The 13,528-nt window shown below is 71.9% G+C and carries 13 protein-coding genes; 4 read left to right on the forward strand and 9 right to left on the reverse strand.

The window, feature by feature from the left end:
* Positions 1–82 precede the first annotated feature (82 nt).
* Positions 83–1,093, forward strand: coding sequence for a LacI family DNA-binding transcriptional regulator (locus FHX45_RS17160; RefSeq protein WP_167102698.1), 1,011 nt, complete (start codon positions 83–85; stop codon positions 1,091–1,093).
* A 232-nt stretch (positions 1,094–1,325) separates the two neighbouring features.
* Positions 1,326–1,523 (forward strand): DUF6199 family natural product biosynthesis protein, encoded by a 198-nt coding sequence (locus tag FHX45_RS17165; protein WP_167102701.1) that lies wholly within the window; start codon positions 1,326–1,328, stop codon positions 1,521–1,523.
* Positions 1,524–1,741: 218 nt separating this feature from the next.
* Here the strand turns inward: FHX45_RS17165 and FHX45_RS17170 are convergent, their stop codons facing one another.
* Complete coding sequence (locus tag FHX45_RS17170) at positions 1,742–2,731, reverse strand: glycoside hydrolase family 76 protein (protein ID WP_167102704.1); 990 nt, start codon at positions 2,729–2,731, stop codon at positions 1,742–1,744.
* Positions 2,732–2,789: 58 nt separating this feature from the next.
* Positions 2,790–3,440 (reverse strand): RNA methyltransferase, encoded by a 651-nt coding sequence (locus FHX45_RS17175; RefSeq protein WP_167102707.1) that lies wholly within the window; start codon positions 3,438–3,440, stop codon positions 2,790–2,792.
* 236 nt (positions 3,441–3,676) lie between these two features.
* On the opposite strand from FHX45_RS17175, the gene FHX45_RS17180 reads away from it, so the two are divergent.
* Positions 3,677–4,078: a hypothetical protein gene (locus tag FHX45_RS17180; RefSeq protein WP_167102710.1), complete on the forward strand. Its 402-nt coding sequence runs from the start codon at positions 3,677–3,679 to the stop codon at positions 4,076–4,078.
* 167 nt (positions 4,079–4,245) lie between these two features.
* On the opposite strand, the gene FHX45_RS17185 is transcribed toward FHX45_RS17180, so the two are convergent.
* The 3 genes from FHX45_RS17185 to FHX45_RS17195 form a co-directional block, all read right to left on the reverse strand.
* The gene (locus tag FHX45_RS17185; protein WP_208405961.1) at positions 4,246–4,671 is read right to left on the reverse strand and encodes a DUF2784 domain-containing protein; all 426 of its coding nucleotides are present in this window, start codon (positions 4,669–4,671) and stop codon (positions 4,246–4,248) included.
* 77 nt (positions 4,672–4,748) lie between these two features.
* The gene (gene pyrE, locus FHX45_RS17190; RefSeq protein WP_167102713.1) at positions 4,749–5,309 is read right to left on the reverse strand and encodes an orotate phosphoribosyltransferase; all 561 of its coding nucleotides are present in this window, start codon (positions 5,307–5,309) and stop codon (positions 4,749–4,751) included.
* A 21-nt stretch (positions 5,310–5,330) separates the two neighbouring features.
* On the reverse strand, positions 5,331–6,305 hold the full coding sequence (locus FHX45_RS17195; protein WP_167102716.1) for a helix-turn-helix transcriptional regulator: 975 nt from the start codon (positions 6,303–6,305) through the stop codon (positions 5,331–5,333).
* Between the two features lie 90 nt (positions 6,306–6,395).
* On the opposite strand from FHX45_RS17195, the gene FHX45_RS17200 reads away from it, so the two are divergent.
* Positions 6,396–6,917 (forward strand): DinB family protein, encoded by a 522-nt coding sequence (locus FHX45_RS17200; protein WP_167102719.1) that lies wholly within the window; start codon positions 6,396–6,398, stop codon positions 6,915–6,917.
* Here FHX45_RS17200 and FHX45_RS17205 read toward each other — a convergent pair.
* The 4 genes from FHX45_RS17205 to FHX45_RS17220 form a co-directional block, all read right to left on the reverse strand.
* Positions 6,914–7,678 (reverse strand): SDR family NAD(P)-dependent oxidoreductase, encoded by a 765-nt coding sequence (locus FHX45_RS17205; RefSeq protein WP_167102722.1) that lies wholly within the window; start codon positions 7,676–7,678, stop codon positions 6,914–6,916. The two genes, FHX45_RS17200 and FHX45_RS17205, sit on opposite strands and share 4 nt — an antisense overlap.
* Complete coding sequence (locus tag FHX45_RS17210; RefSeq protein ID WP_167102725.1) at positions 7,675–8,400, reverse strand: type III secretion system chaperone family protein; 726 nt, start codon at positions 8,398–8,400, stop codon at positions 7,675–7,677. Before FHX45_RS17210 ends, FHX45_RS17205 begins: the two co-directional genes overlap by 4 nt.
* A gap of 60 nt (positions 8,401–8,460) precedes the next feature.
* Positions 8,461–11,064, reverse strand: coding sequence for an ATP-dependent chaperone ClpB (gene clpB, locus FHX45_RS17215; protein WP_167102728.1), 2,604 nt, complete (start codon positions 11,062–11,064; stop codon positions 8,461–8,463).
* Between the two features lie 164 nt (positions 11,065–11,228).
* Positions 11,229–13,520, reverse strand: coding sequence for an MFS transporter (locus FHX45_RS17220; RefSeq protein ID WP_208407201.1), 2,292 nt, complete (start codon positions 13,518–13,520; stop codon positions 11,229–11,231).
* Positions 13,521–13,528 lie beyond the last annotated feature (8 nt).

A 13,528-nucleotide genomic window follows, 5' to 3' on the forward strand; every position in this document is an offset into this window, starting at 1 on the left:
TCGGGACGGTAGGAGGGCTTACACTGCTCCGGCAAGCGTTTGCGCAAACGCTTGCGGATCGTTCGCTCGCTGGAGACCCCTGATGCCGTCCAGGCCCACCCAGAAGGACGTCGCCGACCTCGCCGGCGTCTCGATCACCACCGTCTCACACGTGGTGAACGGGACCCGCGCGGTGGCGCCGGAAACGAAGGCCGCCGTGCTGCGCGCCATCGAGGAAACCGGCTACACCGGGGATGCGGTCGCCCGCTCGCTGGTCACCGGCGGCACCCGGCAGATCGGGGTGGCGATCTCGCTGCTGGCCAACCCGTACTTCGCGGCGCTGATGCAGGCCATCGAACGCGAGGCGGCCGCGGCCGGCTACACCGTGTTGCTCGCCGACACCCACGACGCGGTCAAGACCGAGCAGGAGACCGTGCGGACGCTGCGGTCCCGGCGGGTCGAGGGCATGCTGCTCACCCCGGCCGCGGGCGACGGGCGCGTGATCAGCGAGCTGGTGTCGCTCGGGCTGCCCACCGTGCTGATCGACCGGCTCACCATGCGCACCGACGTGGACCAGGTCGGTTCGGAGAACATCCAGTCGACGTCCGCGCTCACCGAGCACCTGGCGTCGCTGGGGCACCGGCGGATCGGGTTCGTGGGCGGGATGCCCGGCCTGGCCACGTCGGAGGAGCGCACGCTCGGCTACCGGCTCGGCCTCGGGCGCGGGGGCCTGTCCTGGAACCCGGAGCTGGTGGTGCCGGGGCATTCGTCGCGGGAGGGCGGTGCGGCGGCGACGGCGAAGCTGCTGGCGTTGCCGGACCGGCCGACGGCGCTGGTGGTGGCGAACGATTCGATGATGGTCGGCGTGCTGCACGAGATCCGCCGGCGCGGCCTGGTGGTCGGGCGGGACCTCGCGCTGGCCGGGTTCGACGACGTCGAGTGGTCGGACCTGGTCGAGCCGCCGTTGACCACGATGGCCCAGCCCATCGAGGAGATCGGGCGGCGTGCCGTGCGGCTGCTGCTCGCGCGGATCAAGGAGCCGGAGCGGCCGTTCGAGACGGTGCGGCTGCCGCCCCGGTTGATGCACCGCGCGTCCTGCGGGTGCGGCTTGTAGGACGCCTGCAGTGCGGCGGTCGGACAGCCGGGCCCGCGGCGGGAGCTGAGGAACAGGGGCCCCTGTGGTACGACCCTCGAGGTAGCGGGGCAGCAGCCGGGCACTGCGGGTCTGCCAGGTGATCACGTCGGCGGCGCCCTCTTGTGCCGGACCCGGTGTGGTAGCCGCGAAACAGGCACGGCACCGCGATCGCCGCTTCCGCGTCCCACCCGGACCGAGAGAGAGGAATCCGGTGGGGGTCTCCGACATCATCTTCGGACTCGTGTTCGTGCCGTTGGGGCTCTGGATAATCATCAACCCGCGGTCCGTGTGCGAGTCGTCCGACCGGCGCGGCGGCGGCCGCGAGTACACCGAGCAGGAACTGATGCTCGCCCGCCTCGCGGGTGCCGCGGGCATCCTGCTTTACGTGGCCGCGGTGATCTTGTTCTGAGCGCTCGCGCGCAGCCGGTCCGGCCACAGCTCGAGCTGGGTGGTGGCTGGTGCGCAGGCAGTCCGGGCAGGTGAAGCTGCGTTGCTGCGGCACCGCGCTGGGCACGCCGGTCAGCCCTCGCAGCCGGACCGCTTCCACGTCCGCGTCGTCATCATCGCGGCGTTCGCGCTGCCGCCCGCCGCCCGCACCTGATCCCGTGCCGGGCGTCGGCGCGGGTGTCACAGGGTGGCCGCGGCTTCCAGGAGCATCCAGGCGCCCAGTTGCACCGAGAGGTCCCGGGACGGGTCGCCGGCCCGGGGTGGCGGCGGTGGCGCGGGCTCGCTCCACTCCGGGCCGAACAGCGGGCCGCCGGCCGCGTCGGCGGCACCGGTCCAGGCGGCCTCCGCCGAGGCGAGCACCAATGACCGCGCCGCGTCGGCCTCCGGGCCGGCGGGCAGGCGGTGCGCGGCCAGCGCCAGGTAGCGCGCCAGGATCCCGGCGAACAGGCCGCCGTCCCCGCCGCCCTGGCCGCGCAGCACCCCGCCCGGCGCGCAGTGCGCCGCCACCGCCCGCACGGTCCGGCCCGCTCTGTCCAGTTCGGACATTTCCAGGCAGGTGCCGAGGAAGACCCCCTGGCAGTAGGTGTAGATCTCCTGGACCAGGTCGTGACTGTCCACCCGCAACCCGTCCCACACCAGGCCGGTGTCCGGGTCAACGAGTGTTTTCTCCATCCAGTCCAGCAGTTCCCGCGCCCGGGCCACGTCCCCGGCCCGCGCGAACAGGATCGCCGCCGGGCCGTTCGACGGCGCGTTCTTGAACCGGTCCCCGCGCCGCCACCAGATGCCGCCACCGCCCTCCGGCGACCACCCCGACCGCAGCTCGCCGAGGAAGAAGCCCACGTCCCGCCCGGTGCGCTGGAGTGCGAGCCCGAGCCACGCCAGGTCGTCGTAGTAGTCGTTTCGCCAGTTGCCGAAGTTGCGCAGCCGCATCGACGACACGAACCGGTCGATCGCCGCCGCCCGCGCGGGCGTGGGGTCGCGCAGCTGGGCGTCGATGAGGCAGTCCAGGAAATGCGCCTGCCACCAGTAGTTCCAGTGCCAGTGCACCCGCTGGCCGGGAGTCGCCGGCCAGTCGCTCCGCGCGAGCAGCGTGCCCGGCAGGCCCCAGAGGCGGCGCAGGTGCCGGGTGACGATCGCCCGTTCCGCGGCGGCGGCCCAGTCGCTGTGCATGACCCCCATCATGGTTCGGCGCCGGCCATCGCGCTGGGCGCGGTGACTCCCCAGCCGGCTACCAGGCGGTGGCCAGGTCCGCGTGCTGCCGGATCCAGGCGTGCATGACGATGCCGGCGGCGACCCCGGCGTTGATCGACCGCGTGGAGCCGAACTGCGCGATCGACACGACGATCTCGGCCGCGTCGTGGGCTTCGGCCGACAGGCCGGGTCCTTCCTGCCCGAACAGCAGCACGCACGCCCGCGGGAGGTCGGCGGTCTCGACGCGCCGCGCACCCGGGGTGTTGTCGACCGCCACGATCGTCAGCGCGCGGTCGTGCGCGTACGCGGCGAGCGAGGGGACGTCCGCGTGGTGTTCGAGGTGCTGGTAGCGATCGGTGACCATCGCGCCCCGCCGGTTCCAGCGGCGCCGTCCCACGATGTGCACCGCGGCCGCGGCGAACGCGTTCGCGGTGCGCACCACCGTGCCGATGTTGTGGTCGTGCTGGAAGTTCTCGATCGCGACGTGGAACGGGTGCCGCCTGCGGTCGATGTCCGCGACGATCGCCTCCCGCCGCCAGTACCGGTAGGCGTCCACGACGTTGCGCCGGTCGCCGTCGGCGAGCAGCTCCGGGTCGTAGCGGTCATCGGCGGGCCACTCGCCCGCCCAGGGGCCGACGCCCACGGGCTCCCGGGCGATCCATTCGGTCGGGCCGGCCTCTTCGTTCATGCCACGATCATGCGCCGCGGCCGATCCGCGCGGCGATCCGCGGTCGCATCGCCGCGGTTCGCGACCTGTACCGTGCGCGCGGAACCGCGCGAGAAACCCCTTACCGGGCATAGTGGTGGTCGCTACCGGTCGCGCTGGAACACGGCAGTCGAAGAGACTGTTGAGCAATCCTCTTGTGGGAGAAGTGATCAAACTGATAGTTTCCGCGCTCCGCTCCCGACCGGAAAGGCAGCACGATGGAACTCCGCAGGACTTTGCTCGCCGCAGGCGCCGTCGCCGCGACCGCCACGGCGGTACTGGCGGGCACCAGCACCGCCGCGGCCGCCGCCTATTCCCCGCCCGGGGGCTGGGACCACATCTGGCCGTCCGCTGATGGCGCCGCGGTGGTGTACGTCGAGGAGCACGGCGACGTGATCAAACTGTGCGACACGAAGAGGAACTCGTTCGGTGCGTTTCTAGCGGTGTGGAAGAACGGCTCAATCATCACCAACTGGACAGCCGGCGATGGGGGCTGCAAGACGCACCAGGCGTCGGAGGGCAAGCCGTACGACCTCCCGGAAGGAGCGCGGATCGAGCTGCGGTTCCACGGCACGGCAGGGGGCCCGGACACGAGGCAGTCCTTCACCAACGACCACTGAGCCGCCCGCGGGCGCTTTCGGGTAGCGCCCGGAGGACAGCATCGGTGCGGTGCGGAGGCGGGACCGTGCACCGCGAGCGCGGCCACAAGCCTGCGGCGCCCGCAGAAAGGACGTCCTGGGCAGGAAACGGTGCGCCGGGTGCCGGGCGGAAACCTCGGTGTGGTGTCCTAGGCCTGCCGCATCGCGTGCGCCGACGGGTGTTCCCGGTGCTTCCAGCGCAGGTACGCGCCCGCGTAGGAGAAGACCACCAGCGCCAGCGCCACCGCGGCCACCACCGGCAGCATCGACCGCGGGAACACCGTGCCGTAGATGTAGTAGGCGTTGAACCCGCCCGGCAGCGGACCGAGCCCCTGCAACTCGCGGAAATAGTCCTCGAGCGCGGTGAGCGGGCAGGGAATCGGGAACACGTTCACGGCCACGCCCCACATGGCGAAGAACACATGCACAAGAAGGCTGCGCGGCCACCGCCAGGCGAGAAACCCGCCGAGACCGATGTAGAGCAGAGCCAGAATGTGCACCCCGACCGTGATGTCGGCCAGCACCCCAGCGGTCGTCACGCCGCCCCCTTCCCGCGAATCCCCTGGTCCCGACATTACTCCCGATCAAGGCAGGAATGTCGACTCGAATTCCGGAGATCACTTCGGGGTTTCCCCCTAGGGGGCGGCGGTAATCACAGTCCGAGGTCGTCCAGGTTCAGCAGGTAGCGATAGGTGAGTCCTTCTTTTTCGATGGCCTCACGCGCACCGGTGTCGCGGTCGACCACCGTCGCCACGCCGACCACCGTCGCCCCGGCCTCGGTGAGCGCCTCGACGGCGGTCAGCACGCTGCCGCCGGTGGTCGAGGTGTCCTCCACCGCCAGCACGCGCTGCCCGGCGACCTCGATGCCCTCGATGCGGCGCTGCATGCCGTGCGACTTGGTGGCCTTGCGCACCACGAACGCGTCGAGCACCTTCCCGTCGGCCGCGGCGGAGTGCAGCATCGCGGTCGCCACCGGATCCGCGCCCAGTGTGAGCCCGCCCACCGCCACGTAGTCCCAGTCGGCCGTCAGCTGGCGCATGAGCCGGCCGATGAGCGGGGCCGCCGCGTGGTGCAGCGTGGCCCGCCGCAGGTCGATGTAGTAGTCGGCCTCCTTGCCGGAGGCCAGCATCACCTTGCCGTGCACCACCGACAGCTCGGTGACGAGACGTGCCAGTTCCAACTTCGCGGTTCGATCCAACGCCGGGTTAGCCACGTCCGGAAGTCTTACACACGGCTACGACATTCCCGCGCGTGCGCACGCCCGGCCGAACCGCGCGGCCCATTCGCGCAGCTGGTCCCGCAGCTCGGGCGGCCCGACGACCCGGAACTCCGCGCCGAGCGCGCCCAGCGCCAGCGCGGGCCAGTCCAGGGAGGCGGCCGTCATGCGGATCCGGCAGTGCTCCGCGCCGGCCTCCTCGACCGTCGCCCACCGGCCGATCCGGTCCCGCACCACGGCGGCGGGCAGCTCGGCGACGACCTCCACCTCGTACGGCCGCGGCAACGAACCGAGCGCGTTGCGGACGAACTCGGCCGCGTCGGCGGCGGGCAGTTCCCGCGGCCGGAACCGCGCACCCGTGCCGCGCGGTGCGCTCAGCCGGTCCACGCGGAAGTTGCGCCAGTCGTGCCGGGTCAGGTCGTAGGCGACCAGGTACCACTGGCGGCCCAGCGGGACCAGCCGCAGCGGTTCGACCTCGCGCGCCGACTCGCGGCCGCCGGCATCGGTGTAGGCGAACCGGATGCGCTCGCCGTCCCGGCAGGCGAGCGCGATCGTGGTGAGCACGCCCGGGTCGATGCGGGGTGCGGAGGTGCCGGGCCACACGGCCGGCACGGTCATCTCCCGCAGCGCGTCGACCCGGCGGCGCAGCCGGGCGGGCATCACCTGCGTCACCTTCGCGAGCACCCGGACCGAGGACTCCGCGAGGCCGTCGACCGAGTTCTGCGCGGCAGTCTGGAGCCCGACCGTCAACGCGACCGCCTCGTCGTCGTCCACGACGAGCGGCGGCAGCGAGGCGCCCGCGGCGAGCTGGTAGCCGCCGTCGACGCCGCGCTGCGCCTCCACCGGATACCCCAGCTCGCGCAGGCGGTCGATGTCGCGGCGCAGCGTCCGCGGCGAGACGCCCAGCCGGTCCGCCAGCTCGCTGCCCGGCCAGTACCGGTGGGTCTGCAGCAGGGACAGCAACCGCAGCGTCCGGGAGCTCGTGTTCGCCATGGTTCCGATTCTCGCCCAATTCAGGCCAGAAACTGGCCGGTATGCCCCTTATCGTGGTCTTACCAGGGAAAACGAGGAAGGGAAACCGAGATGACCACCGCCCAGACCGTCACCGGTGAGCGCGCCGACCTGCTGGCCACGCTCGCCAAGCACCGCTTCTTCCTGACTTTCACCACCCGCGGCCTGACCGACGAGCAGGCCCGCCTGCGGACCACCGCGAGCGAGCTGTGCCTGGGCGGGCTGATCAAGCACGTCACGTCGGCCGAGCGGGGCTGGGCGGCCTTCATCGTCGAGGGTGCCTCCGCGATGCCGAACTTCGCGGAGATGACCGACGAGGATTACCGGCAGCGGGAGAACGACTTCAAGCTGCTGCCCGGCGAGACGCTGGCGGAGGTGCTCGCCGCCTACGAAGAGGCCGCGCGCCGCACCGACGAGCTGGTCGCCACCGTGGACCTGGACGCCGTGCTGGAGCTGCCGAAGGCGCCGTGGAACACCGAGCAGGCGTGGTCCGTGCGCCGGGTGCTGCTGCACATCATCTCCGAGACCGCCCAGCACGCCGGACACGCGGACATCATCCGCGAGTCCCTGGACGGCCAGAAGACGATGGGCTAGGTGCGGTCGCGGCCGGCGACGAGGCTGGAGATGCGCCGCAGCAGTCCCCGCGGCAGCAGGCCGCCGATCGCCACGATCGCCTTGTACTGCGGCGACGGAACGGAGATGACCTTGCCGCGCCGCAGGTCCGCAAGGCCCTCGGCGACCACCCGGTCGGGGGAGAGCCAGAACGCCTTCGGGCCCGGCTTGGCCAGCCCGGCGCGTGCGTGGAACTCCGTCTCGGTGAAGCCGGGGCACAGCGCCGTCATCCGGATGCCGGCCGGCAGTGCCGCGGCGATGCCCTCGGTGAACGACGTGACCCAGTTCTTGCTCGCCGTGTACGTGGAACCGCGGCCGGAGAAGAACCCGGCCACACTGGAGACGTTGACGATCTCGCCGCGGCCCCGCTCGATCATGCCGGGCAGGGCCGCGCGCGTCAGCCGCAGCACCGCGGTCACGTTCACGTCCAGCTGCGCCTGCAACTCGTCGACCGGCGCGGTCCAGAACTCGCCCGCCAGGCCGAAACCGGCGTTGTTGACCAGCAGGTCGACCGGTCCGGCGGCCAGCCGCGCCTCGACCGCGGCCCGGCCGTCCGCGGTGGCGAGGTCCGCGGGCAGCGTGGCGGCCGTGATCCGGTGCCGTTGCGCGAGCTCATCGGCAAGCGCTTCCAGCCGTTCCGCGTTCCGCGCGACCAGGATCAGGTCGTAGCCCTCCTCGGCGAGGCGGCGGGCGAAGGCGGCGCCGATGCCCGCGGTGGCGCCGGTGACCAGCGCCGTGCTCACTGCACGGGCCCGGCGGGCGGTGGGGCGCTCAGGCCGGGCTGCTCGGAATCGCCGGGCTGCCAGCCTCGTCCACCGGCGGCGTACTCGTCGTCGAACGGGTCGACGATGTCGGCGATCTCGCCGAGGTCACGGAGCAGGCGCTCCAGCCGGGACGGCCCGGCCTGCGGCGCGACGCTGGCGAGCACCCACTCGTTCTCCAGCCAGGCCACGCCGACGTCTCCGCCGAGCGCGTCGGCCGCGTCCACGAGCTCCTGGGTGATGACCGCGCGGGCGCCCTCCGGGTCGTCGGCGAACGCGTAGCGCTGACCGACCGGGCCGAGCAGCTCCGGCATGTCCGACCGCTGGAACGGCACGCTCGCCAGCCACAGCTCGACGAGCACCGGGTGCGCCCGGTTGCACCGCACGGCGACCACGACCGCCGGGATCTGCCCGTCGGCCTCGATGTCGAACACGAACACCGGGCGGCGGCCGTCGGCGGTGAAGGTGGACCCGACGACGACGTTGACCGCCGTCTCGGCCCGGAAGTAGCCGAGCGCGCCGCCGGACCACTGCCGGACGAGCCGCTCGTCCTCCTCGGCGAACTGCCATCCGCGCAGGTCGGACCAGCGCATCCGCTCCCGGTTGCGGGAGCCCTCCCTGGTCCGGTCCACGGCGAGCAGCAGCAGACCCGCCACCAGTGCGACGGCGGCGATGACGAACCAGACCCACGCCGGAATACCCACGGGGGTGAGGGTAGCGCGCCGGGCCGCTGAACCAAGGTCAACGGCCCGTGTCGCAACCCGTTAGTCCGCCCGGGTGACCACGAGGGTGTCGCCCGAGTCCAGGTCGGGCACGTCCACGCGGACCGTGTCGCCGTCCCGGACCTCGCCGGCCAGCAGCTTCTTCGCCAGCTGGTCGCCGATGGCCGACTGCACCAGCCGGCGCAGCGGGCGGGCACCGTAGATCGGGTCGAACCCGTTCAGCGCGAGCCAGTCGCGTGCGGCCGGGGTGACGTCGAGGCTGAGCCGGCGCTGCGCCAGCCGCTGGGCCAGCTTCGCCACCTGGATGTCCACAATGGACGTCAGCTGCTCGGTGTCCAGCGAGTGGAACACGACGATGTCGTCCAGCCGGTTCAGGAACTCCGGCTTGAAGTGCCGCTGCACGGTGGACAGCACCGCGTCCCGCCGCTGCCGCTCGTCCAGCGAGGCGTCCGCGATCGCCTGCGAACCGAGGTTCGAGGTCAGGATCAGGATCGTGTTGCGGAAGTCGACCGTGCGGCCCTGTCCGTCGGTCAGCCGGCCGTCGTCGAGCACCTGCAGCAGCACGTCGAACACGTCCGGGTGCGCCTTCTCCACCTCGTCCAGCAGCACCACCGAGTAGGGCCGGCGCCGGACGGCCTCGGTCAGCTGGCCGCCCTGGTCGTAGCCGACGTACCCCGGGGGCGCGCCGACCAGCCGCGCGACGCTGTGCTTCTCGCTGTACTCGCTCATGTCGATGCGGGTCATCGCGCGCTCGTCGTCGAACAGGAACTCCGCCAGCGCCTTGGCCAGCTCGGTCTTGCCGACGCCGGTCGGGCCGAGGAACAGGAACGAGCCGGTCGGCCGGTCCGGGTCGGCCACACCGGCACGCGTGCGCCGCACCGCGTCCGACACCGCCTGCACGGCCTCCTGCTGGCCGACGACCCGCCTGCCGAGCTCCTCCTCCATCCGGAGCAGCTTGCCGGTCTCGCCCTCGAGCAGGCGGCCGGCCGGGATGCCGGTCCACGCGCTCACCACGTCGGCCACGTCGTCCGCGCCGACCTCTTCCTTGAGCATCACGTCGGCCCCGGACGAGCTGTTCGCGGAGTCGCGCTGCGCCTCCTCCAGCTCCTTCTCCAGCGCCGGGATCCTGCCGTACCGCAGCTCGGCCGCCCGGCCCAGGTCGGCGTCCCGCTCGGCCCGGTCGGCCTCGCCGCGCAGCTGCTCCAGCTGTTCCTTGAGCTCGCGGACCTTCTCGATCGAGCCCTTCTCGTTCTGCCAGCGGGCGGTGAGGGTGGACAGCTCCTCGCGCTTCTCGGCCAGCTCGGCGCGCAGCGCGGCCAGCCGCTCGATCGAGGCCGGGTCCTCCTCCTTGGCCAGGGCCATCTCCTCGATCTCCAGGCGCCGCACGGCGCGCTCCACCTCGTCGATCTCGACGGGCCGGGAGTCGATCTCCATGCGCAGCCGGGACGCGGCCTCGTCGACCAGGTCGATCGCCTTGTCGGGGAGGAACCGCGCGGTGATGTAGCGGTCGGACAGCGTCGCGGCCGACACCAGCGCGGCGTCGGTGATGCGGACACCGTGGTGCACCTCGTAGCGCTCCTTGAGGCCACGCAGGATGCCGATGGTGTCCTCCACCGACGGCTCGCCGACCAGCACCTGCTGGAAGCGCCGCTCCAGGGCGGCGTCCTTCTCGATGTGCTGGCGGTACTCGTCCAGGGTGGTCGCGCCGACCATGCGCAGCTCGCCGCGGGCCAGCATCGGCTTGATCATGTTGCCGGCGTCCATCGCGCCTTCACCGGTCGCGCCGGCGCCGACGATGGTGTGCAGCTCGTCGATGAACGTGATGACCTGACCGGCCGACTCGGTGATCTCCTTGAGGACGGCCTTGAGCCGCTCCTCGAACTCGCCGCGGTATTTCGCGCCGGCGACCATCGAACCCAGGTCGAGTGCCACGACCCGCTTGCCGCGCAACGACTCCGGCACGTCACCGGCCACGATCCGCTGGGCCAGCCCCTCGACGATCGCGGTCTTGCCGACGCCCGGCTCACCGATCAGCACGGGGTTGTTCTTCGTCCGCCGCGAGAGCACCTGGACGACGCGGCGGATCTCGGCGTCCCGGCCGATCACCGGGTCCAGCTCGCCCTTGCGGGCGCGGTCGGTCAGGTCGACGCCGTACTTCTCCAGCGCCTGGAACGTGCCCTCCGGGTCGGGGCTGGTGATGCGGGCCGAACCACGCACCTTGGTGAACGCCTCGCGCAGCGCGTCCGGCGTGGCGCCGTGGCGCTTGAGCAGGTCGGCCACCTGACCGCCCTCGGCCGCGAGACCCACCATCAGGTGTTCCGTGGACACGTACTCGTCACCCAGCTCGGTGGCGAGCTTCTGCGCGTGCGTCAGCGACTTCACCGCGGGCGGGTCGAACTGCGGGGTGGACACGGTCGCGCCGGTCGCCGAGGGCAGTGCCTGCGTGATCGGCTCCAGCTCCTTGTGCACCTGACGCGGGTCGGCGCCCACCGCCGTCAGCAGCGGGCCGGCCAGCCCGTCGCCCTGCGCGAGCAACGCGCCGAGCAGGTGTGCGGCGGTGACGCTGGGGTTGCCCGCCACGGTCGCCGCCTGCGCCGCCGACGAAATCGCCTGCTGGGTCTTCGTCGTCGGGTTGAAAGCGTCCATCCCACACTCCATGTCGCGAAATGCCTGCCGGAGACCCTCCTCCAGGTCCCTCGACAAGTACAACGGCAACAAAGTTGAGTGTGTTCCGCTCAACCCTGACTTTTTCCACGAAGATGCGGGAAGGCCGCCCCCGGCGGACGGGGACGGCCTTCCGGCGCGGGCGGTCAGCGCGGGTGCGTCAGCTCCACATCCCGGGACAGCGGGGTGCCCGCGATGACCTCGAGTCGTGCGGCTACCGGCGCGTACCCGCTGGTCACGATCGTGTAGTCGCCGGCGGGGAGGTCGGTGAAGGAGTACCGGCCGGCCTCGTCGGACAGGGTCATCGCGACCACCTCACCGGCCGCGTCGAGCAGCGTCACCTGGGCCTCGGCGATCGGCCGGTCGTCGCGCCCGGCCCGGACGACACCGCCGAGCCGCGCGGTCGGCACCAGCTCGACGTCGTGCGTGGACTGGGCACCCTCGATGGTCACCAGCGGCACGGCGGCCGGCTGGTGGCCCGGCGCCGTGACGGTCAAGGTGTGCACGCCGCCGGGCACGTCGTCGAAGCGGTACCACCCGTCCCCGCCGGTGACCAGCGACGAGACGACCTCGCCCTGGTCGTCGGTCAGCACGAGCGTCGCGCCGCCGACCGGCCGGCCGTCCGGCGTGCGAACCGCGCCGCTCAGGCCACCGGCGCTCGCCATCTCGAGGTCCCGCCGCACCGGCTGCCCGTCGACGGTGACCATCGCGGCGCTGGGCTGGAACCGGGCGGCCGCCGCGATCAGCAGGTAGGTGGCGTCCGGCGCGGCGGTGAGCCGGTAGCTGCCGTCCGCCGCGGTCAGCGTGCGTGCCACCTGCTGCCCCGACGCGTCGGTCAGCGTCAGCGCGGCACCGGCCAGCGGACGGCCGGACGGGCCAGTCACCACCCCGTGCACCGACGAGCCGGTGTCCGCCGGCGTGGCCGTCCCCGTGCCACCGGCGTTGTCGCTGAGGTCCAGGCTGCGGCGCAGCGGCACCTCCTTCATGAACACCACCGCGATCAGCGTGACCACGGCGATGATCCCGCCGGCGAAGAAGATCGAGCCGATGCTGTCGCCGTAGGCGGCCCGCACGATCGACTGGAACGGCTCCGGCAGCGCCGCGAGGTTCAGGCTGCTGCCGGCGCGGCCCGCCCCGGCCTGGATGCCCATCGCCGCGAGCGCACGGGACACGTGATCGCTGACCTGCACGCCGAGCAGGGCGCCCAGGGCCGACACCCCGGCCGAACCACCCAGTGTGCGGAAGAAGGTGACCACCGACGACGAGGAACCCATGTCCTTCATCGCCACCGTGTTCTGCACGACCAGCACCAGGTTCTGCATCAGCGCGCCGACGCCGAGGCCGAGCAGCGCCAGGTAGGCGCCCATCAGCACCAGGTTGGTCCGGTGATCGATGGTGCTGAGCAGGAACAGGCTCGCGACCAGCAGCACCGCGCCGCCGAGCATCCACCCCTTGGTCTTGCCGGTGCGCGAGATGACCTGGCCGGCGACCGTCGAGGACAGGAACAGTCCCAGCATCATCGGGATGGTCATCAGACCGGCGTGCGTGGGCGAGTAGCCGCGGGAGAGCTGGTAGTACTGCCCGAGGAACACCGCACCGCCGAACATCGCCGTGCCGACCGACAGGCTGCCGATCACCGCGAGGGTGAAGGTGCGATTGCGGAACAGCCGCAGCGGGATCACCGGGTCAGCGACCCTCGATTCGACGAGCACCGCCAGCGCCAGCGCCACGACCGCGCCCGCCAGGTAGCACAGCGTCGACCAGGACCACCAGGCGAAGCTGCCGCCGGCCAGGGACACCCAGATCAGCAGCAGCGAGACGCCGCCGACGAGCAGGGTCGCGCCCAGCCAGTCGATCTTCACCTGCCGCTTGAGCACCGGCAGGTGCAGGGTCTTGCCCAGGACGATGAACGCCGCCACCGCGACCGGGACGGTGATCCAGAAGTTCCAGCGCCAGCCCAGCGGCGAGTCCACGATCACACCGCCCAGCAGCGGTCCGGCGACCGTCGCCAGCGCGAACACCGCGCCGATGTAGCCGCTGTAGCGGCCGCGGTCGCGCGGGGAGATCATCGCCGCGATCACGACCTGGACCAGCGCCTGCATGCCGCCGAGGCCAAGGCCCTGGACCGCGCGGAACGCGATCAGCTCGGGCATGGACTGGGAAATGCCGCCGAGCACCGAACCGGTCGTGAAGACCACGATCGACAGCTGGTACAGCATCTTCTTGCTGAACAGGTCCGACAGCTTGCCCCAGATCGGGGTGCTCGCCGTCGAGGCCAGCAGGGTGGCCGTGACCACCCAGGTGTACTGGCTCTGCGAGCCGTCGAGGTCGGCCAGGATCGTCGGGAGTGCGTTCGAGACGATCGTGGAGGACAGCACGGCGACCAGCAGCGCCAGTAGCAGGCCGGCGAACGCGCGCCTGACCTGGCGCGGTGTCATCGCCTCCT

This window comes from Amycolatopsis granulosa, assembly GCF_011758745.1.
In the GTDB taxonomy this organism is placed as follows: domain Bacteria; phylum Actinomycetota; class Actinomycetes; order Mycobacteriales; family Pseudonocardiaceae; genus Amycolatopsis_E; species Amycolatopsis_E granulosa.